Annotated in this window: 14 protein-coding genes; 9 read left to right on the forward strand and 5 right to left on the reverse strand. The window is 67.6% G+C overall.

The window, feature by feature from the left end; genetic code table 11:
* Nucleotides 1–31 precede the first annotated feature (31 nt).
* From ACVOMC_RS05220 to ACVOMC_RS05240, 5 genes are all read right to left on the reverse strand, one after another.
* The gene (locus tag ACVOMC_RS05220; RefSeq protein ID WP_481523090.1) at nucleotides 32–1312 is read right to left on the reverse strand and encodes a dicarboxylate/amino acid:cation symporter; all 1281 of its coding nucleotides are present in this window, start codon (nucleotides 1310–1312) and stop codon (nucleotides 32–34) included.
* A complete protein-coding gene (locus ACVOMC_RS05225) occupies nucleotides 1309–2082 on the reverse strand; it encodes a L,D-transpeptidase family protein (RefSeq protein ID WP_481523091.1) in 774 nt (257 codons plus the stop codon). The genes ACVOMC_RS05220 and ACVOMC_RS05225 overlap by 4 nt, the downstream gene beginning before the upstream one ends.
* Before the next feature lie 17 nt (nucleotides 2083–2099).
* The gene (locus ACVOMC_RS05230; RefSeq protein WP_057506610.1) at nucleotides 2100–2948 is read right to left on the reverse strand and encodes a MurR/RpiR family transcriptional regulator; all 849 of its coding nucleotides are present in this window, start codon (nucleotides 2946–2948) and stop codon (nucleotides 2100–2102) included.
* A 151-nt stretch (nucleotides 2949–3099) separates the two neighbouring features.
* Nucleotides 3100–4197: a dipeptide epimerase gene (locus ACVOMC_RS05235; protein ID WP_054659146.1), complete on the reverse strand. Its 1098-nt coding sequence runs from the start codon at nucleotides 4195–4197 to the stop codon at nucleotides 3100–3102.
* Nucleotides 4194–5654, reverse strand: a complete 1461-nt coding sequence (locus ACVOMC_RS05240; protein ID WP_481523092.1) for a C40 family peptidase — start codon at nucleotides 5652–5654, stop codon at nucleotides 4194–4196. The genes ACVOMC_RS05235 and ACVOMC_RS05240 overlap by 4 nt, the downstream gene beginning before the upstream one ends.
* Nucleotides 5655–6061: 407 nt before the next feature.
* On the opposite strand from ACVOMC_RS05240, the gene ACVOMC_RS05245 reads away from it, so the two are divergent.
* The 9 genes from ACVOMC_RS05245 (at nucleotide 6062) to ACVOMC_RS05285 (ending at nucleotide 20342) form a co-directional block, all read left to right on the forward strand.
* Nucleotides 6062–9058 (forward strand): TonB-dependent receptor, encoded by a 2997-nt coding sequence (locus ACVOMC_RS05245; RefSeq protein WP_481523093.1) that lies wholly within the window; start codon nucleotides 6062–6064, stop codon nucleotides 9056–9058.
* 105 nt (nucleotides 9059–9163) lie between these two features.
* Complete coding sequence (gene lysA, locus ACVOMC_RS05250; RefSeq protein ID WP_481523094.1) at nucleotides 9164–10426, forward strand: diaminopimelate decarboxylase; 1263 nt, start codon at nucleotides 9164–9166, stop codon at nucleotides 10424–10426.
* Nucleotides 10423–11202 carry an N-acetylmuramoyl-L-alanine amidase gene (locus ACVOMC_RS05255; RefSeq protein WP_481523095.1) on the forward strand — a complete coding sequence of 260 codons (780 nt, stop codon included), beginning with the start codon at nucleotides 10423–10425 and terminating at the stop codon, nucleotides 11200–11202. Before lysA ends, ACVOMC_RS05255 begins: the two co-directional genes overlap by 4 nt.
* Nucleotides 11203–11225: 23 nt before the next feature.
* Nucleotides 11226–12797, forward strand: coding sequence for a serine hydrolase domain-containing protein (locus tag ACVOMC_RS05260; protein WP_481523096.1), 1572 nt, complete (start codon nucleotides 11226–11228; stop codon nucleotides 12795–12797).
* 474 nt (nucleotides 12798–13271) lie between these two features.
* Nucleotides 13272–16163, forward strand: coding sequence for a TonB-dependent receptor (locus ACVOMC_RS05265; protein ID WP_481523097.1), 2892 nt, complete (start codon nucleotides 13272–13274; stop codon nucleotides 16161–16163).
* 141 nt (nucleotides 16164–16304) lie between these two features.
* On the forward strand, nucleotides 16305–17051 hold the full coding sequence (locus ACVOMC_RS05270; protein ID WP_481523098.1) for an N-acetylmuramoyl-L-alanine amidase: 747 nt from the start codon (nucleotides 16305–16307) through the stop codon (nucleotides 17049–17051).
* Between the two features lie 57 nt (nucleotides 17052–17108).
* The gene (locus ACVOMC_RS05275; RefSeq protein WP_481523099.1) at nucleotides 17109–19193 is read left to right on the forward strand and encodes a hypothetical protein; all 2085 of its coding nucleotides are present in this window, start codon (nucleotides 17109–17111) and stop codon (nucleotides 19191–19193) included.
* 11 nt (nucleotides 19194–19204) lie between these two features.
* Entirely contained in the window at nucleotides 19205–19906 is a 702-nt protein-coding gene (locus tag ACVOMC_RS05280; RefSeq protein WP_481523100.1) for a M15 family metallopeptidase, read from the forward strand.
* 55 nt (nucleotides 19907–19961) lie between these two features.
* A complete protein-coding gene (locus ACVOMC_RS05285) occupies nucleotides 19962–20342 on the forward strand; it encodes a hypothetical protein (RefSeq protein ID WP_481523101.1) in 381 nt (126 codons plus the stop codon).
* Nucleotides 20343–20478 lie beyond the last annotated feature (136 nt).

Genomic DNA, 20478 nt, shown 5'->3' on the forward strand with positions numbered 1-20478 from the left:
GTCGGGGCGCCGTGTCGGTGCCCCGCCTCGCTCAGCTTTCCGCAGCCGCTTGGGGATCCGCTGGCGTGTGCCTGGCGACGATGCCGGTGGCAGTGACGCCACCGGTGGCGTTGCCGATGGTGCAGAACACATCGGGGATGGTGTCTACCGCCAGCAGCACGCCCAGCGGTTCCACCGGCAGCCCCAGGCTCTGGGTGATGGGCAGGTTGTTGGTCATGAAATTGGCCTGGCCGGGCAGGCCGGTGGAGCCCATGCTGATCGCCGCGGCCAGCAGCACCGCCACCGCGTACTGCGAGGCGTGCACGTCGATGCCATACAGCCAGGCGATGAAACTGGCCACGGCGATGTACTGCGCCGGGCTGGTGATGCGGAACAGCGACACCGCCATCGGCAGCACCAGCGAGGTGAGCCCGGCCGGATAGCCCAGGCGGTTGCGCGCGCTGTCGATCATGGCCGGCAGCGAGGCCAGTGACGACTGCGTGCTGCCGGCAATCACCTGCACCGGCACCAGCGCACGGGCAAAGCGGCCGAACGGCTCGCCGGCGGCGAAGCGGGCCACCACGTACAGCAGCAGGGTGATCAGGATGTAGATCACGCACATCAGCACGATGTAGTAGCCCAGCACGCCGAGGATGCTCATGCCCACTTCGGCGCAGACCACGAACACCAGCGCAAACACGCCCACCGGTGCGGCCCACAGCACCCAGCGCACGATGGTGATCATGGTGTCGGCGATGATGCGGATGATGTCCAGGATGCGGTCGCGGCGCTCCGGTTCCTGGCGGCTCAATGCAAAGCCGAAGAACATCGCAAAGGCCACCAGCGGCAGCATCGCGCTGGAGGCGGCCGCCGCCAGCGCGTTGCTGGGGATCAAGGAGCTGATCCACTGCGCGGCGCTGGGCGGGGTGGCCGCAGTGGTGGGCGAACGCAGCGCGTCGCGGAAGGCCTGGATGTTGTCGGCATCGCGCGGCAGCAGATCCAGCAACGCCGGGGTGATGACCGCGGAGAACGCGGCCGAGCCCACCAGCAGGACCAGGAACACGATGATCGCGTTGCGCGCGGTACGCCCGGAGGCGGCGGCATTGCTGGCGGTGTTGACGCCCACGATCACCAGCGCGGTGACCAGCGGCACCACGGTCATCTGCAGGGCGTTGAGCCACAGCCGGCCGATCGGGCGCAGCACATCGGCAATCCGCAGTGCCAGCGCCGGGTCATAGGCGGTCAGCGACAGGCCCACGATTGCGGCGATCAGCAGCGCGATCAGCACCTTGACCGGGGCCGAGAGGGTGAAGCGGCGTGCGGGCGTGCTCAATGTGCGGCCTCCACCCGCGCCGGCAGGCCCCAGCCGGACTGCAGGCGTTCGTATTCGGCGTGCGGCAACAGCACAAACAGCGGGGTGGCGTCAGGCGTGAGCCAGGCCAGAAGATCGCTCATCTGCCGGGGTGCCATCGCGGTGCAGCCGGCGGTGGCTTCGCCCGCGGTGCGCCACAGGTGCGCGAAGATACAGCTGCCCTGTCCGGCCACGTTGCCCGGGTTGTGCCCGATGACGAAACCTTCGCGGTAGCGCACATCGCCGTTGTTGTGCAGGTCCAGGCGCATCGCCTCGGTGGAGCCTTTCACCGCCCCGGTGCCGACCTTGGCGGCATCGACGATGCGGTTGTACAGCGGCGAGGCCGGTACATCCATGCAGTAACTGGTGGCCAGCATCGGCTGGTAGGGCAGTGCGGTGCCGAGATGACCGGCATAACCGAACGCCGGGCCGATGGCGAAGATGCCGGCCGGGCTGCGGCCGTCGCCCTCGCGTTTCTGCGGGCCGCCGTTCTGTTGCGGATGCAGGCCGATCCCCCAGGCGCTGCCGCTGCGGCCCAGGGCCACCTCGAAACCGGCGCCGTGCGCCCGCCAGCCGTTTTCCGTGCGCTCGAACGCCTGCAACTGGCCGGAGGACGCTTCCCATGAGGGGGTGGTGACCACGATCAGCTGGCGGGCGTTGTCCAGCGGCGTGGCACTGGCGTTCGATGCAAGTCCCACGCAGGCCAGCACGGACAGCAGCCATCGGGTGGTGGAACGGAACAGAAAAGACATGGCGGCGGCTCCGGTCATCAGTTGTCGATCAGTTGCTGGATGCGTTCCTGGTTCAATGCCAGCTGCCGCTGGCGGTCCGGATTGGACTGGCACAGCAGCACGAACACGAAATCCAGCAGGTACTGCAGCGAGCAACGGTACAGCAGCTGCGCGATCTGCGGCTGCGGGTCGTGCGCGCATATCGCCAGCGCCGCATCGGCATGCGCGCGCAGCGGGTTGGCGGTATGGCGGGTGATCGACACCACCTTGCCACCGACCTCCTGGAACTGCCGCGATAGTTGCCACAGCTGCGGCAGTTTGCCGAACTCGGAAAACACCAGCATCACATCGCCCGCGCGCGCGGCCGACAGATTGGCGGTCATCAAAATCGGATCGGCGTGCTGCACGGTGAGGATGCCCAGCAGCGACAGCCGCATCGCGAACTCGCGCGCGTACAGGCCGTCGTCGCCCAGCCCATAGATGAAGACCTTCGGTGCGGTATCGATCAGCGCGATCACCGCTTCCACATCGGCCTGCGGATTGGCCGCCATGGTTTCCTCTTCGGCGCCGGCCTTGGCGCGGCGCAGGGTCTCGGCCGCCAGCAGATAGCCGCCGGCCTGCTCCTCCGGCGGCCAGCGCGTGCTCTCGCCGTTGCCGGCCGCCGCCACCGCGGCACCGACCGAATACTTCAGGTCCGGGTAGCCCTTGAAGCCCAGCTTCTGGCTGAACTTGACCACGCTGGACTGGCTGATATCCAGCGCATTGGCCAGCTGCTGCGAGGAGTAGTCGCGCAGCAGGTGGGCGTTGTCGAGGATGAAATCGGCGATGCGACGTTCGATCGCCGACATGTGTTCGCGTTCTGCGCGGATTTTCAGCAGCGGGGCCATGAGCGATCGGCGGTTGGGCTGGGGGCGACTCTACGGGATTGCGGCCGGCCGTGGCGCCTCATGGCGATGAGGGGGACGCCGCCGCGGGCAGGCCGTGGTCCGCAGACGGCAGCGGCAACCGGAGAGAGAACGGTTGCCGCTGCCATCGCGATCATGCGGCGATCATCTCCAGGCCGCGCACTTCGATGATGCCCAGGCCGGGCGCATTGGTGATGCTGATCTCCGATTCGTTGAAGATCACCCCGCCTTCGACCGGGTTGAACTGGCTCAGCGACGGACCATCCAGATCGACCTTGCTGATCGCACCGGACTTGGCCACCGCCAGGTGCACGGCGGCGGCAACGCTGATGCTCGATTCGAGCATGCACCCGATCATGCACGGCACGCCGTACAGCGCGGCGATGTCGGCGATCTTGATCGCGTTGGAGATGCCGCCGGTCTTCATCAGCTTGATGTTGATGATGTCCGCGGCGCCCTGCTGGATCAGGTCGAACACCTGGTGCGGGCTGAACACGCTCTCATCGGCCATCACCGGCGTGTTGACCCGTTCGGTGACGTACTTCATGCCGGCGATGTCGTTGGCCTTGACCGGTTGCTCGAGCAGTTCCAGCACCACGCCGGCGTTCTCCAGCGCGTTCATCGCGTACACCGCCTGCTTGGCGGTCCAGCCCTGGTTGGCATCCAGGCGCAGCAGGGCGCGACCTTCGACCGCGGCGTGGATCGCCTTGACCCGCTCGATGTCCAGGCCGATGTCCTTGCCGACCTTGATCTTCAGCGATTCGAAGCCGCGGTCCAGTGCCGACAGCGAGTCGGCCACCATCTTGTCGATGTAGTCCACGCTGATGGTGATGTCGGTGGTGATCACCGGGTCGCCGCCGCCCAGCATCTGGTACAGCGGCGCGCCGTGCAGCTGCGCCCACAGGTCGTAGATGGCGATTTCCACGGCCGCCTTGGCGCTGGTGTTGCGTTCCAGCGAGGACTGGATCAGGCCACAGATCCGGTTGAGGTTGCCGATGTCCTCGCCGATCAGGCGCGGCTTGATGAAGCTGTTGATGGCTTCGATGATCGAGCCGTGGGTGTCGCCGGTGATCACCGCCGTGGCCGGGGCCTCGCCGTAGCCGGTATGGCCGGTGTCGGTGCGCACCAGAACCACCACATCCTCCACCGATTCCACGGTGCGCAATGCGGTCTTGAACGGTGTTTTCAGTGGCACGCGGAGCATGCCCAGTTCGATGTCGGTGATCTTCATTTGGTGTCTTGCGGGCGGATGCGCTGGATGTTGGTGATGCGGTCGATATAGCTGGCGGTGTCGCTGGCCATCATCGGCTGCAGCGGGGTCACCGAGACGCCGTTGAGGCTGGCGTGCACGCGCTTGCCGTCGGCGCCATACCAGCTGCCACCGGATGTGTCGTGGATCACCCAGGTCAGGCCATTGGCGTCGCCCAGCATCATCATCACGTGGCCGGGGATGTAGACCAGGTCGCCGACCTGCAGCCCGGCGATCGCATCACTGCGCTTGGCCTTGCTGTCCTTGTCGGTGAAAGGAACGCGGTTCAAGGCCGGGCTGATCGCCTGCGCGCTGGTGTTGCGCGGCAGCAGCACGCCAAAGCTGCGGTAGATCTCCGAGACGAAGCCGCTGCAGTCGCGGGTGTCGTAGGAATGGCCCCAGCCGTAGCGCTCGCCGAGAAACTTGAACGCCTGGGTGATCAGGTTGGCCTGGGTCAGCGGCAGGTAGTCGTCGGAAGACTCTTGCGAACGCGGCAGCAGCGCCGGTGCGAAGCCGAGACTGCCATCGTCGTTGCGCACCGGCAGCTGGATCACATGGCCGGCATGGGCCTGCTGGCCGTTGACCGGCTCCATCGCCGGCCAGTCGGCCAGCACCGGCACGCGCACGCCCATCTCCAGCTGCAGGTTGGACACACGCGGTTCCTCCGGTGTGTGTGCGGTGAAGGCCTTGCCCGCGGTGATCACCCGGTACGGCCCTTGCGCGCCGTAACCGAACACCTGCCCGGCGCTGCCGATCCCGATGAAACGCTTCTCCATCCATGCCGCGTAGCGTTCGCTGGCGACGAACACCCATTGGCCGTCGGCGCTTTCATGCAGCACCGCCACCGCGTCGCCGGGGAACAGCGCCGACTCCTGGAAACGGTCGATGTCGGTGTCGCCCTGGCTGCTGAACACCCGCAGCGCCGTGGGGAAAGCACGCAGCGCGGCGCGGTGCACCACCAGCCCGTACTGGATCGGGCGGCTTGCCGGAATGCGCTCCAGCGCCAAGTTGTCGCTGATCGCGCGCAGCTGGTCGGCGCCGACCCGCTTGCCCTGCACGTCGTACAGCGGGCGGGTTGGCAGGCGGGAGATGCCGTCGATGTGCTCGCGCACCAGTACTTCCGGCAGTGTCGCCGGCAGGGCGCGCAGGTCGATGATCGAAGTGTCGAGCTGGCGCATGCGCGCGTTCTGCGCGGCGATGGCGGCGCGGTCCAGGATCAGCTTGTCGGCATCGGGCAGTTGGGCGATCCACGGCTGCGGCGCCAGCAGGCGTTCCTCCAGTCCGATGATGCCGGCGTAGGCGGGTGCCTGCGCGGCCGGCTTGGGCGGTGACAGGGTCAGCGCGAACGCCGGTCCGGCGCACAGCGCCGTGGCAAGAATCAGGGCCCGGGTCAGCGGGGCGAGGCGTCGGTGCAACAGCTGCGCCGGAATGGTGGTCATTGGAGCGTTCCCCTCTGATGGTGCCTTGGAATATTTATTCCTTTCGCCAATTAAAGCAAGAATAAATTATTGACCGGCTGTCGGGTGCGTGGTACACAGCCGTCACCACCCTGCACCAGAGAAGTGTTGCCGTGGATCCAGCCATTCGCCAAATCTTCATCCCGTTGCTTCCCGCCAATCGATGTCCGGGCGGTGCGTTGCCGGGCCTGACGGTCGGCATGTCGGAGGGAGCGACAGGCGAGCCGGGCGAGGGTGGGCAACGCGGTCGCCTGCTGGAGCGCCGGGACAGGCAGCCTTTCCGTTTCGATCAGGGGAACTCCCACTGCCAGTGACCGGCTGTGCCACGGGCAGCGGCATAACAAGTTGTTTTGCGCGGTACTTTCAATATCTGCAGGAGAGAGCAGGGGATGAACACGAAAATGTTGAAGAAAGCGGCTTTGGCGGTTGCGCTGGGCGCGTGCCTGGGGGCGTTGGCGCCGAGCGCGATGGCACAGAGTGCCACCGGTGCGATCGCCGGCCGGGCAAGTTCCGGTGACCAGATCACCATCACCAACAAGGCCACCGGTCTGACCCGTACCGTGACCGTCGGCGCCGATGGTGCCTACCGCCTGAGCCAGCTGCCGGTCGGCGACTACAGCCTGCAGGTCAAGCGTGATGGCGAGACCGACAAGGAACCGCTGGGCGTGAACGTGTCGCTGGGCGGCACCACCACGGTCAACCTCGGTGGCGCCACCGCCGGCGGCGCGGTGACTCTGGATTCGGTGCAGGTGCTCGGTTCTCGCATCGTCAACCGCGTGGACGTGTACTCGACCGAGTCCTCGTTCAACATCAACCGCGAAGAGCTTTCGCGCATGCCGGTGGACCAGAGCGTGGCCGCGGTCGCGTTGCTGGCGCCGGGCGTGGTGAGCTCGGGCTCAAGCTTCGGCGGCTTGAGCTTCGGCGGCTCCTCCGTCGCCGAGAACGTGGCCTACATCAACGGGCTGAACGTCACCGACCCCTATCGTCGCCAGGGCTTCTCGACGGTGCCCTTCAATTTCTACGAAGAGTTCCAGATCAAGACCGGAGGCTACTCGGCCGAGTTCGGCCGCAGCACCGGTGGCGTCATCAACGCCATCACCCGTTCCGGCAGCAACGAGTTCAAGGGCGGCGTCGAAGTCACCATGGAGCCCTCGGCATGGGCTTCGGCGAAGAAGGATCATTTCCATAGTGACGGCACCATCGACGAGCGCGACCGTACCAGCCGTGATCGCAGCCCGCTGACGAAGACCAATGTGTGGGCTTCCGGTCCGATCATGAAGGACAAGCTGTTCTTCTTCGCGATGTACGAGAACCGCGACAGCAAATCCCAGGACGTGGACACCACCGAGGCGTGGAAGACCAAGAGCAACAACGATTTCTGGGGCACCAAGCTCGACTGGTACATCAACGACAACAACCGCCTGGAGCTGCTGGCATTCTCGGACAAGGCCGATTCGGTCACCACCAGTTATGAGAACTACAACTGGGATACCAACCTCTTTGGTGATTCCAGCGGCCAGAGCAGCGGTTCCTCCGGTGGCGACAACTGGTCGTTGACCTATACCGGCAGCCTCACCGACAACTTTGTCGCCAAGGCGATGTACGGTGTCAACAAGCGCAGTGCCATGAGCAACAGCCCGCTGGATGCCGAGTGCAGCATCATCACCCTGGCGTCCAGCTACACCAAGAAGTACGGCCCCAAGACCAACGAGGGCTGCCACCCGACCAACGCCGCCATCAGCAGCCGCGAGGACAAGCGAGAGGCGGCGCGCCTGGACTTCGAATGGACCTTGGGCGATCACCTGGTCCGCTTCGGCATGGACCAGGAGGTGATGGATTCGGACAGCTCGGTGGTCTATCCGGGCGACGGGTTCATGTACCAGGCACTGGTGGTGAACGCCGGTAGTTCGGTCAATGGCGTGGTGCTGCCACCCGGCGTCACCGACATCATCGATGCGCGTTACAAGGTTACCGGCTCGCCGGTGAGCACCAAGGCGCAGGCGTTCTACGTGGAAGACAACTGGAACGTCACGCCGAACCTGCTGTTGAACCTTGGCGTACGCTTTGACCAGTTCCACAACAAGCTGGCTTCCGGTGCGACCTTTGCCAAGAGCAAGTTCACCGACATGATCTCCCCGCGCCTGGGCTTCAGCTGGGACGTGAAGGGCGATGGCTCGATGAAGGTGTTTGGTAACGCCGGCCGCTACTACACCCCGCTCACCAACAAGATCGCCGACTATTTCGGTGGTGGTACCACCGACGAGCACACCTACTATGCGCTCAATGGCTGGGCACAGAAGCAGAGCTCGACCGGCAATACCTACCTGGTTCCGGTGCTCGGCCAGCAGATCGGCCCGGTGAACACCGATGGCAATGCCCCGGCACCGACGGATGTGCGCACGGCGGTGGCGCGTGACCTGAAGCAGGTCTTCCAGGACGAATACATCCTGGGCTTCCAGCAGGCGATCAACGAGGAATGGTCCTACGGCGTGAACGCCACCTACCGCCGTATGACGCGTGCGGTGGAAGATGCGCGCATCAACCATGTGGAAGGCTGCGCCTGGTATTCCGGAGATTGGCCGATCATCAACCCGGGTGAAACCAATCAGCTGTGGTGCCCGGATACCGAGAGCTGGGTGACGCTGGATTCGTCCAAGGACGGCTACAAAGCCCTGGGCAGTGGCAACATCATGGGCTACAAGCGTCCCAAGCGTACCTACAAGGCGCTGGAGTTCCAGGTTGACCGTGCCTGGAATGACAAGTGGTCGTTCAATGCCAGCTACCTGCTGTCCAAGAGCGAGGGCAATATCGAAGGGCCGGTCAATTCGGATACCGGCTACAACGACACCAACCTGGTGCAGTACTACGATCACCCGGCCGTCAACGAGCGTTTCGGTGTCACCTTCAATGACGCCCGCCACCAGTTCAAGCTGCGCGGCACCTTCAAGCTCAATGAGCAATGGTCCTTCGGCAGCACGCTGTCGGCCCGCTCGGGCGGCCCGATCACCGCGTTCGGCGTGGTGTGGCCGGACGACAACCGCAATGCCGGTGGCCCGGGTGAATACAGTGGCGGTGGCTCCGGGTGGCTGTGCAAGGCCAACTGCTCGACCTGGGCGACCCGCGAGCTGGAGTATTCCGGACGCGGCGCCTTCGGCCGCATGCCCTGGGTGATCGACATGGGGGCCAGCGTGATGTGGACCTTGCCGGTGGAAGGCATCGACCTGAAGGCTCGCCTGTCGGTGTACAACCTGCTCAACCGGCAGACCGTGGTCAATGTGCACTCCCGCTACGAGAGCACCCCGGGGACAAAGATGCCTTACTTCGGCGAAGGCACCAATTGGCAGGCACCGCGCTATACGAATCTGGTGGTGACCTGGAACTTCTGAACCGGCCGCGTCCGTCAATGACGGTCCATCGGTTCTGAGATTCCCCTCCGGCGGCCCCGTGCAGTGGGGCCGCCTTTTTTCTGGAGCACTGCTTTGGAGCACGTTGTGGAAAAACATCGCCGGGACGGGTTGCCGGCCACGTTCGACCAGGTGGATCTGCCGGCGCTGGCCGCCCGCGAAGGCACGCCGCTGTATGTGTACTCGGCCCCGGCGCTGCGCCAGCGCGTGCGGGCGCTGCGGCAGGCGCTGTCCGGCCTGAACGCGGGTATCCGCTATGCGGTCAAGGCCAATGGCACCGCGGCGGTGCTGCGCCTGCTGGCCGAGGAGGGCGCGGGGGCGGACATCGTTTCCGCCGGCGAGCTGGAACGCGCGCTGCGCGCGGGCATCGCCGCGGCCGATATCGTGTTCTCCGGGGTCGGCAAGTCCGATGCGGAGATCGTGCTGGCGCTGGAAGTGGGCATTGGCCGTTTCAACATTGAATCGCGGGCCGAGCTGGACACGATCCAGCGCATCGCCGCCGCGCGTGGGCTGATGGCCACCGCCGCGGTGCGGATCAATCCGGACGTGGACGCACAGACCCACGCCAAGATCTCCACCGGCAAGGCCGAGAACAAGTTCGGCGTTTCCATCGCCGAGGCCCGCGGCTGGTTCCAGGCGCGGGCGCAATGGCCGAATGTGCGCCTGGACGGGCTGCACATGCACATCGGCTCGCAACTGCTCAGCCTGGCGCCGGTACGCGAGGCACTGGCACGCATGGCCGCGTTCTGGAAAGAGCTGGAAGCGGCGGGCCATCCCATCGCCAGTATCGATGTCGGTGGCGGACTGGGCGTGCGTTACCGCGAAGGCGAACAGGCGCCGGATGCGCGCGAGTACGCCGCGGCGATCGCGCAGGCGCTGGCCGGCTTCGGCGGCCGCATCCTGGTCGAGCCGGGCCGCTGGCTGGTGGCCGAGGCCGGGTTGCTGCTCAGCCGCGTGCTGCTGGAAAAACACGGCCAGGAACGCCGCTTCCTGGTGCTGGACGCGGCAATGAACGACCTGCTGCGGCCGACGCTGTATGACGCCTGGCACGACATCGTGCGTGTCGATGGTGGTCCGGCGTCGGTCCGCTACGACGTGGTCGGGCCGGTATGCGAGACCGGCGACACCTTCGCCACCGATCGCCTGCTGCCGCCCTGCGCGGCCGGCGAGCTGGTCGCGATCCTCGGCGCCGGTGCCTATGCCGCCTCGATGGGTTCGACCTACAACTCGCGGCCGCTGCCGGCCGAGGTGCTGGTGGACGGTGATCGCTATGCGCTGGTGCGGCGCCGGCAGACGCTGGACGAGCTGCTCGCGGCCGAGCTGCCGGCCACCGAATGGGTGCGGACATGAGCGCGGGCGCTGTGGCACGCCGATCGCGCTGGGCACGCGGCCTGCTGGCGCTGCTGCTGGTGGCCCTGGTCTCGGGCTGTGCGCATCACAATCCGCTCGCGCAGTGGGCACGCTCGCCCAACCACGACACGCGGCGGCCGGTGCTGGTGGTGCTGCACTACACCGCCGGCGAGACCGCCGAAGGCAGCCTGCGCACCCTGCAGACGGCCAACAGCAACGGGCCGGTCAGCGCGCACTACCTGCTGGGCAAGGACGGCACGCTGTACCAGCTGGTCGATGAGCGCAAGCGCGCCTGGCACGCCGGCGGCGGGCGCTGGGGCGCGATCACCGACATCAATTCGGCCTCGATCGGTATCGAGATCGACAACGATGGCCGCTCGCCGTATCCGGAGGTGCAGATCGAACGGCTGATCGTGCTGCTGGACGACCTGACCACGCGCCTGGGCATCCCGCGCAGCCAGATCATCGGCCACCAGGATCTGGCACCGGGACGCAAGATCGATCCGGGCCCGCTCTTCCCGTGGCAGCGCCTGTACCAGGCCGGTTTCGGCATCTGGCCGGATCCGGCGGCCGGCGAGCCGCCGGCCGCGTTCGATGGCTGGCTGGCGCTGGCCGCGCTGGGCTATCCGCTGGAGGATCCGGCGGCGACGCTGCGTGCGTTCCGCCACCGCTTCCGCGGCATCGACAGCGACAGCGCGGTGCTGGAGGAGGAAGACCGCCGCATCCTGCACGCGCTGACCCGGCCGCTGTTGCCGGCCGCCGCGCCGGTTCCCTGATCCATGAGCGAGGACACCTGACGATGTCGTTTACCGTCTGGCCGCGTATGGCCGCCCTGGCGCTCGCCTGCGGGCTGGCCCTTCCGTCCACCGCCGCCACGCCGGCGCCCTCACCGGCACCGGTGGAGACGCTGGTCGAGCAGGCGATGGCGCACTACCGGCTGCCCGGTATCGCGGTCGGGGTGATCGAGGACGGCCGGATCGTGCAGGTCGTCACCCGCGGCGAGCAGGCCGCCGGTCTGGGGCAGCCGGTCGATGCCGACACGCTGTTCAAGATCGCCTCCAACACCAAGGCGATGACCGGCGCGGTGCTGGCGCGGCTGGTCCAGGCCGGCACGCTGCGCTGGGAAGACCCGGTGACGAAACATCTGCCCGGGTTCCGCATGTACGACCCGTGGGTGACCGCCAATCTGCAGGTGCGCGACCTGCTGATCCACAACAGCGGCCTGGGCCTGGGCGCCGGCGATTTGATGCTGTGGCCGGAGCCGAACCGCTTCAGCCGCCAGGACATCCTCGCCGGACTGGCCCATCTCAAGCCGGTGGGCAGCTTCCGTGCCGATTACGCCTACGACAACCTGCTGTACGTGGTCGCCGGTGAGGTCGCCGCGGCGGCGGCCGGCAAGCCGTATGCGACCCTGGTGCGCGAGGAGATCTTCCAGCCGCTGGGGCTGACGCGCTGCCAGGTGGGGCAATGGTCGGCCGCGGCGGTCGGCAATATCGCCCGGCCGCATTACCGCCAGGGCGAGCGCAATATCGCCGCGGACGCCGATCCGGACACCGTGGCCGACTTCCCGTCCGCCGCGGCCGGCGGCGTGCGCTGCAGCGTCAACGACATGCTGCGCTGGATGCAGGTGCTGCTCGATCCGGCGCAGGCGCCGGGCTGGCTGGACGCCGCCCAGCGGCGCGCGCTGTGGACGGCGCACATGCCGATGCCGGTCGGCCAGCGCCTGCGCGACTGGGACAACACCCACTTCCACGCTTATGGCTACGGCTGGCGGCTGTCGGACATGGACGGCCAGTGGAAGGTCGCCCACACCGGCACGCTGTCGGGCATGTATTCCTCGCTGGCGCTGCTGCCGGACCGGCGCACCGGCGTGGTGATCCTGATCAACGGCGAGGGCGAGGCGGCCCGCACCGCGCTGATGCAGGCGCTGCTCAAGCGCTATACCGCCCCGCAGGAGGCCGGCGACGTGCTGCATTACGCCCGGCTGCTGGAGCGCGAGGCCGCGCAGCGGCGGTCGGCCGGCCAGGTGCGCCCGGTGCTGGCGCCGCCGGTGGTGGTGACGCCGGCGCAGGTCGGGGCCGATGCCGGGGTCTGGAGCGATCCGTGGTTCGGCCGGGTGACGCTGTGCCCCGGCGAAGGCGGGATGCTGTGGGTCTCGGACAAGTCGCCGGCCATGCGCGCGCGGCTGGTGCAGTCCGGTGGGCGGCGCTGGCTGCAGTGGCTGGCGCTGGGCGAAGACGCCGAGGCCTGGCTGGAGTTCTCCGGTGCCGGCACGCAGCGGCGCATGCAGCTGCGCGCGATCGATCCGGACATCGACTTCAGCTACGACTTCCAGGACCTGGAGTTCCGCCGGCTGGGGGATTGCCCCTGAGCGGGCGGGCGGCGCCGGGCAGGCACCCGGCGAATCGCCTGCTGCGGCGCACAAAAATATTTTATTTTTCTGCACCCCCAAGCTTGGGAATACTTTATTGACCGTTTGATTCAGGTCATGTTAAACAACTGTAAATCCGTGCTGTCCGTCAAGCCGCGCCGGTATTGAACGGAACGCAAGCGTCCACGCAGGCACCAGCAGCAGCCGGCCGCGGGGGCGGCAGGAGCAGGCGGGCGCCGGTCGGGCCCGGGTAGTTGCAGGTCGGGGCTGACAGGGAGGCACCCCGGGCAGTGCAACCAGGGAAGGAGGGAGACGTCCCGGGGAGGGACGTCCCTGTGATGAGTGGGCGGCCTTGTTGCCGCCATTGCAGGAGGGAGCGGTGCACGGTCGTCCTGTTTCCGGAAACGGGCGGGCAGTGGACCGGGCCGCTTCCAGAGCACCCACCGTAATGCGCCCTTTGGAGAGAAAGAGAGCATGCCCGCCTTGTCCCGTCCCGCACGTCGTCACCACCTCAGCGCCGCAGTGCTGCTTGCACTGGGCAGCCCGCTGGCCGCCTTCGCCCAGACCTCGCCGGCCACGGCTGCGGCCGGCTCGCCCGAGGCCCGCACCCTGGACCGCGTCTCGGTCACCGGTTCGCGTATCCAGCGCACCGACGTGGAGGCCGCGCTGCCGGTCACCATCATCCAGAAGGCCGAGATCGAGGCGCAGGGCATCACCTCGGCCGAACAGCTGCTGCAGCAGCTGAACATCGCCAGCAGCGGTCCGGACAGCCTGGCCGCCAACAGCGGCGTCGCCCCACCCGGAACCCGCGGCAACAACGGCGTGTCCGGCGCCAACCTGCGCGGCCAGGGCGCCGACGCGACGCTGGTGCTGCTCAACGGCCGCCGGGTCGCCGCCCATGGCCTGGCCGGCCAGGTGGTGGATCTGAACTCGATTCCCTTCGCCGCGATCGAGCGGGTGGAAGTGCTGCGCGATGGCGCCTCGGCGGTGTATGGCACCGACGCCATCGGCGGGGTGATCAACTTCATCACCCGCACCAACTACCAGGGGATCACCCTGACCTCCGGCGCCGACGTCACCCAGGAAGGCGGCGGCAACATCTACCACGCCAGCCTGCTCGGTGGCTGGGGTGATCTGGATAGCGACCGCTGGAACGTCTGGGCCGCGGTCAACGCCAAGAAGAACAAGATCCTGCGCGGCAACCAGCGCGATTTCGTCAACAGCTTCCAGCCCGAGCGCGGGCTGTCGCCGGACACGCGTGGCACCCCGTTCGCCAACATCGTCAGCGGCACCGGCAGCCTGATCGGCGGCGGCCTGCGCGACCCGGCCAGCGGCCTGACCAAGACCACGGTCAACACCCTGGATCTGCCCGGCGGTGCCGGCTGCGAGGCCGGCGGCGACATGATGGGCCCGTACGACGACAAGATCTGGGCCAGCCCCGGCGCCAGCTTCGGCTGCGCCTGGGACTATGGCCGCGCGCGCACCATCCAGCAGCCGGTGGATACCGTGCAGGGTGTCGGCCGCGCCACCTTCCGGCTCGGCGACAGCCACGAGTTCTACGCCGAGCTGATGGGCTCGAAGGTGACCTCCAAGCGCCAGTTCGAGGCGCAGCAGATCACCACCAGCATCAATGCCAGCGCCACCCAGCTCGACGCCTACGAGCTCAACGCCAACACCCAGGCCACCTACGACGCGGTCTACAACCAGCTGCAGGGCTATTTCGGCAACCAGGCCAACCTGGTCTATGGCCGGCCGATCGCCTACCGCTGGCGCTGCGAGGTCTGCGGCCCGCGCCAGATCGAGACCAGCACCAAGGCCTACCGCCTGCTGTTCGGCATGACCGGCACGCTGGGCACGTGGGATTACGATGTCGGTCTGTCGCGCGCGCAGAGCAAGGCCGAATCGACCACCGCCGGCGGCTACTACTTCACTCCGCAGCTGAAGGCCGCGCTGAAGAGCGGCCTGCTCAATCCCTTCCTGATGCCCGGCCAGGCGCAGTCGCAGGCCGGCCGTGACGCGCTGGCCGCGGCCGATGCCAGCGGCCTGCAGATCTATGAGGGCACCTCGACCACCACCACCTTCGATGCCAGTTTCAGCGGCGGCCTCGGCTTCACGCTGTGGGGTGAGGACCAGGTGCAGGCCGCGGTGGGGGTGGACCTGCGTCGCGAGGAATACGAATTCGGCGGTCCGGCCGAATGGCTGGCCGGCAATGCCTATGTGTTCGGCGTGCCGGGCGATGCGGCCAACTACATGTCGCCCAAGCAGCGCAACGTGAAAGCGGCGTTCGCCGAGTTCAACCTGCCGGTGCTCGACAGCCTGGAGCTGAACCTGGCGGTGCGCCATGACCGTTATGACGGTTTCGGTGGCACCACCAATCCGAAGTACTCGCTGAAGTGGCAGCCGATCGACTGGCTGGTGTTCCGCAGTTCCTACAGCACCGGTTTCAAGGTGCCGGACTTCGCCAAGCTGTTCCGCGGCATCACCGAGACCCAGTACACCGGTCTGGACCTGGCCGATCCGGCGACCTGCCCGCGCGGCCAGTACAACCCGGACGTGGCCGCCTGCAGCGTGCAGATCCGCCCGGACATCATCACCGGCGGCAATCCGAACCTGAAGCCGGAAGAAGCCGAACAGCGCAGCATCGGCTTCGTGCTGGCGCCGTGGGATGCCTTCAACCTCAGCGTCGACTGGTGGGAGATCGAACGCACCAACACGATCCGCAGCGGTTTCAACCTGTCCACGATGACCGCGAACTACCCGCTGTATGCGTCCAACTTCATCCGTGACGCCAGCGGCACGATCATCGCGATCGACCAGCGCTTCATCAACACCGGTGGCACGCTGACCCGCGGTATCGAGCTGGACGCCAACCTGCGTGGCGAACTGGCCGGCGGTGCCTGGAACGTGCACCTCAACGGCAATTATCTGGACACCTTCAAGACCAAGACCTTCGACAACCTGCCCTACAGCGACAACCTGGTCGGCGAGTACGAGCGCTACTTCAACCTGCCGATCAAGTGGAAGCACACCGTCAGCCTGGGCTGGGCCCGCGGCGACTGGGCGCACACGCTGACCCAGGTCTACCGGGGCGGTTACAAGGACTGGAAGCCCGGCGGCATCGTCAACGGCTACACCCCGCCGGCGTGGGATCCGAACGTGGATGCCTACACCACCTACAACTACAGCCTGACCTGGAGCGGCATGGAAAACCTGAAGGCGACCTTCGGCATCCGCAACCTGCTCAACACCGATCCGCCGTTCACCGTGCGCTATCTGGATGATGGCGACGGCGCCGGCTGGGAGGCGCGCGTGGCCGACCCGCGCGGCCGTTCGTTCAACGTGCTGCTTGAATACCGCTTCCGCTGATGCGGGCGGGATGCTGAAAGTGCGAGGGTGCCGCCGCCGGTCCGCCGGCGGTGGCACGGTTGTCGTGACAGACCCGTGCTGCGGGGCAATGCCCACCGCCGGACGGGTCGCTACTGGACCGCGGTGATGATGAGAACCCAGATGAAACTGCTGTTGCCCGTGGCGCTGGTGGCGCTGCTGGGTGCCTGCGCGCAGACCCCGTCGCGCAATCCGCTGGCGACCTGGGTGCCGTCCGCCAACCAGGACCTGCGCCGGCCGGTGCTGATCGTCATCCACTTCACCCAGCAGGACTCGGTGCAGCAGAGCCTGGACACGCTGCGCGGCCGCAACAGTGGCGGCCCGGTCAGCGCGCACTATCTGATCGGCGCCGACGGCCAGCGCTTCCAGCTGGTCAGCGACGAACGCCGCGCCTGGCACGCCGGTGCCGGCAGCTGGGCCGGATGGAGCGATATCAACTCGGTGTCGATCGGCATCGAACTGGACAACGACGGCAGCACGCCTTTCGCCGCGGCGCAGATCGACAGCCTGCTGGTGCTGCTGGAGGACCTGTGCACGCGGCTGCGCATTCCGCGCACGCAGATCATCGGCCACCAGGATATGGCGCCCACCCGCAAGCCCGATCCGGGCCCGCTGTTTCCATGGCAGCGGCTGGCCGAGGCCGGCTTCGGCCGCTGGCCGGCCGCCGATGCGCCGCCGGCACCGGCCGGGTTCGACCCGTGGACGGCGTTGCGGCTGATCGGCTATCCGCTGGAGGACCGCGCCGCCACCGTGCGCGCGTTCCGCAACCACTATCGCGGCCAGGGCGGCGAGGCGCTCGATGCCGAGGACCTGCGCATCCTGCATGCCCTGGCACCGGTCGATCTTCCGCCGCCAGCGGCAAGCCACTGAGGGGTGCCTATGTCCCGGCTGAAACCCGTCTTTTCTTCCCGTCACCGGTGCCTTGCCATGAGCCTCGCCCTGACCCTGCTGGCGGTGTGTCCGCTTGCCTCCGCCAGCGAGCGGCTGGGGCTGGTGGCGTCCGCGGAATCGACCCAGTTCGTGCAGCAGCGCGGCCAGTTCCAGCTGCACACGCTATTGACCGAGCAGCGCCATCCCAAGACCTGGAACCTCAGCGACGTGGCCGCCGCCGATCCGGCGCAGGCGCTGTCGCAGCTGCTGTCGGTGGACGAGGATGTGGCCATCGCGCTGGCGGCGCTGGCCGACGATCCGCAGCGCATGGCCGCGCTGCAGGCCGCCTCGGCGGCGGTGCAAGGTGCGCTGCGTGATGGCCACCGGATCTATTTCTACGGCACCGGCTCGACCGGGCGTCTGGCCGAAACCCTGGAAAGCGGGCTGTGGCGTCCGTTCTGGCACCGGCTGCAGGCCGATCCGGTGTGGCCGCAGCTCGCCGGGAGGCTGCCGCCAGCACTGGGCGAGCGGGTACGCGGCCAGATCACCGGCGGCGACCGCGCCCTGATCAGTTCGCTGGAAGGCTTCGAGGACCTGCCGCTGATCGGCGCGCTGCAGCTGCGCGATGACGGCATCGGCGCCGGGGATGTGGTGTTCGCGGTGACCGAAGGCGGCGAGACCTCGGCGGTGATCGGGACCGCGCTGGCCGCCGCCGACCAGCGCGGTCCCGGCACCGACCGGGTCTGGTTCGTCTACAACAACCCCGATGCGGTGCTGCGCCCGTTCGAGCGCAGCCAGCGGGTGCTCGATGACGCCCGCATCGGCAAGATCGCACTGCCGACCGGGCCGCAGGCGATCACCGGCTCGACCCGCATGCAGGCCACCACCACCAGCCTGTATGTGCTCGGACTGGTGCTGGAGGATGCGCTGCGCGCGCTGTTGCTGCCGCAGCTGGCGCCGGCCGATGCGCAGCGGCTGGGGCTGGATGCGCGCGACACCCTCGCCACCCGCCTGCGTGGCTTTGCCCGACTGCAGCAGGCCGTGGCGGCCCATGCGCCGCAGCTGGCGCGCTGGACGCAGCGCGAGGCCCAGGCCTATGCCGACGGCCATCACGCGACCTATCTGGCCGGGCAGGCGCTGATGCCGGTGTTCGTCGATGTCACCGAGCGCGCGCCGACCTTCCGCTTGGCGCCGCTGGACCGTACCGACACCGCGCCGCCGGCCTCGTGGATCCGCGTGTGGGCGCCGGTGGACACGCCGCAGGCGGCCTGGGAGACGCTGCTGCAGCGGCCGTTCCAGGGCCTGGAGGCGGCCCGTTACCGCCCCGCGTTCGAGCAGGTGGACGATCCGGCCCTGCGCCAGACCGCGCTGCGCAGCCTGGAACGCGCCGGCGGCGAACAGCAGGCGCTGTACGACCTGTCGTGGTCGGCGGACAACCGCCAGCGGCTGCCGCCGCAGCCCGGTGATCTGGGCGTGCTACTGCGCTATGCCGACGAACCGCTGGATACGCTGGCCCGGCAATGGTGGCAGACCTTCGACCGTGCCGGGGCCGGGGTGCTCACCGTGACGGTGGGCCAGCCCCGGGATGGCAGCCAATCGGTGCCGGTGCCTGCCGGTGCCGGGCCGGACATCGTGCTGGACCTGCCGAAAGGCAACGATCCGCTCGGTCTGGACCGCACGCTGGCACTGAAGATGGCGCTCAATGCCCATTCCACCGCGGTGATGGCACGGCTTGGCCGCACCGTCGGCAACACCATGACCGCGGTGCAGCCGGGCAACCTCAAGCTGATCGGCCGCGCCACCTACCTGATCCAGGCGCACGTCAATCCGGTGCTGGAGAGTGCGCGCTGGCGGCAGCGGCACGGTGCCACCGCGGCCTTGAGCTATGCCGAAGCCAACGCGCTGCTGTTTGAGGCCATCGCCCGGCGCGCGGTGTTGCCCGAAACGGGCAAACTGCCGGAAGTGGAACTGGCGATCGTCGCGGCGCTGGAGCGCCTGGATAGTGGCAACCCGCTGGACTGGCCCGGTGCCGCGCAGCAGCTGCGCGACCATGGCTTGAATGGTTATCTGCGCGGCTGGGCGGACGCCGCGCAGCGGCAGGCGCCGCCGGCCGCTGCGGTGGACAATGGACAATCACGGTGAGGGAGGCTGGCATGGTTTTTTCGCGTACCGGTGGCTGGGGGCTGCTGTTGATGGCGGCCAGTGCCGGCGCCGCCCCGGCGGTATCGCCGGCCAGTGGTCCGCAGCAGGCCGGCATGCGCGATGTGGCCACGCTGGCGCCGGGGTTCGACCTGGAGATGCGCTACGCCGGCAGCGACAACTTCACCGGCCGTCCGGTGCCCGGTTACGAGGCGCCACGCTGCTATCTGCTCGACGCCCCGGCGCAGGCCCTGGCACGGGTACAACGCGCCTTGCAGGCGCAAGGCCATGCCTTGCGCCTGTACGACTGCTATCGGCCGGTGCGCGCGGTGCAGGCCTTCGTGGCCTGGGCGCATGATCCGGCCGACCAGCAGGCCAAAGCCCGCTACTACCCGAACATCGACAAATCCCGGCTGCTGGACGGCTATATTGCCGAGCACTCCGGGCACAGCCGCGGTGCCACGGTCGACCTGGGCCTGCTCGATTGCCGCCAGGGGCCGTGTGTGGCACTGGACATGGGCACCGGCTTCGACCACTTCGACCTGAAGGCGCATACCGACAGCCCGGACATCAGCGCCGCGCAACGCGCCAACCGCCAGCTGCTGGTCGCCGCGATGCAGGCCGAAGGTTTTGCCAACTACCCGATGGAATGGTGGCATTTCACCTTCCAGCCCGAGCCCACGCCCAACACCGCCTACGACTTCCCGGTGCGGTGACGCCGGTGCCGGCGGGTAGACTGCGTGTCCCTGTTCCGGAGCGGTCGACGCGCCCATGAATCTGGTTCTGCATTTCGGCCTGCTGGGCTCGCTGGAGGCGGCGCTGATCGCGCTGGCGATCGGTTTCGTCGTGTTCGCGCTGTGGTGGCAGGTCTGCAGGCGCAACGGGCTTTCACACGGGCACGCGATCGCCTGGGCCAGCCTGATCGCCTGTGTCCTCGCCGCGGGCGTGGACAGCTGGAACCTGTTCTATCTGGGCATGGTGCGGCTGGAGTCGCCGCTGTACGCGCGCCTGGCGCTGGCCGGCATCCACGATCCGGATCAACTGGGCTTGCGGGTGCTGCTGGAAGTGCTCGGTGCGGTGATCGGCGTCGGGCTGGGTTGGTGGTGGTTCATCTCGCGCCATCAGCCTTCTGATAACAGCGATGTCGCTTAAATACCGTTGAAATCGCGTATAAGCGCGATGGGTGGAACGCTTGAATGCGCCGCTTACTTTCCTGTCACGAGGCGCTAACCGCCGCGGTAGCCGCTGCCGGTGCGACAAGGGTTAAGGCGATGTCTTTCGCTGTTTT

The organism is Stenotrophomonas sp. STEN014 (assembly GCF_056760315.1).

Bases quoted from the DNA above. Each gene is read 5' to 3' on its own strand.
- ACVOMC_RS05230 (WP_057506610.1), bottom strand. From the start codon at position 2,948: ATGGCCCCGCTGCTGAAAATCCGCGCAGAACGCGAACACATGTCGGCG.
- ACVOMC_RS05235 (WP_054659146.1), bottom strand. From the start codon at position 4,197: ATGAAGATCACCGACATCGAACTGGGCATGCTCCGCGTGCCACTGAAA.
- ACVOMC_RS05285 (WP_481523101.1), top strand. From the start codon at position 19,962: ATGAATCTGGTTCTGCATTTCGGCCTGCTGGGCTCGCTGGAGGCGGCG.
- ACVOMC_RS05265 (WP_481523097.1), top strand. From the start codon at position 13,272: ATGCCCGCCTTGTCCCGTCCCGCACGTCGTCACCACCTCAGCGCCGCA.
- ACVOMC_RS05280 (WP_481523100.1), top strand. From the start codon at position 19,205: ATGGTTTTTTCGCGTACCGGTGGCTGGGGGCTGCTGTTGATGGCGGCC.
- ACVOMC_RS05260 (WP_481523096.1), top strand. From the start codon at position 11,226: ATGTCGTTTACCGTCTGGCCGCGTATGGCCGCCCTGGCGCTCGCCTGC.
- ACVOMC_RS05275 (WP_481523099.1), top strand. From the start codon at position 17,109: ATGAGCCTCGCCCTGACCCTGCTGGCGGTGTGTCCGCTTGCCTCCGCC.
- ACVOMC_RS05225 (WP_481523091.1), bottom strand. From the start codon at position 2,082: ATGTCTTTTCTGTTCCGTTCCACCACCCGATGGCTGCTGTCCGTGCTG.
- ACVOMC_RS05245 (WP_481523093.1), top strand. From the start codon at position 6,062: ATGAACACGAAAATGTTGAAGAAAGCGGCTTTGGCGGTTGCGCTGGGC.
- ACVOMC_RS05255 (WP_481523095.1), top strand. From the start codon at position 10,423: ATGAGCGCGGGCGCTGTGGCACGCCGATCGCGCTGGGCACGCGGCCTG.
- ACVOMC_RS05240 (WP_481523092.1), bottom strand. From the start codon at position 5,654: ATGACCACCATTCCGGCGCAGCTGTTGCACCGACGCCTCGCCCCGCTG.
- ACVOMC_RS05270 (WP_481523098.1), top strand. From the start codon at position 16,305: ATGAAACTGCTGTTGCCCGTGGCGCTGGTGGCGCTGCTGGGTGCCTGC.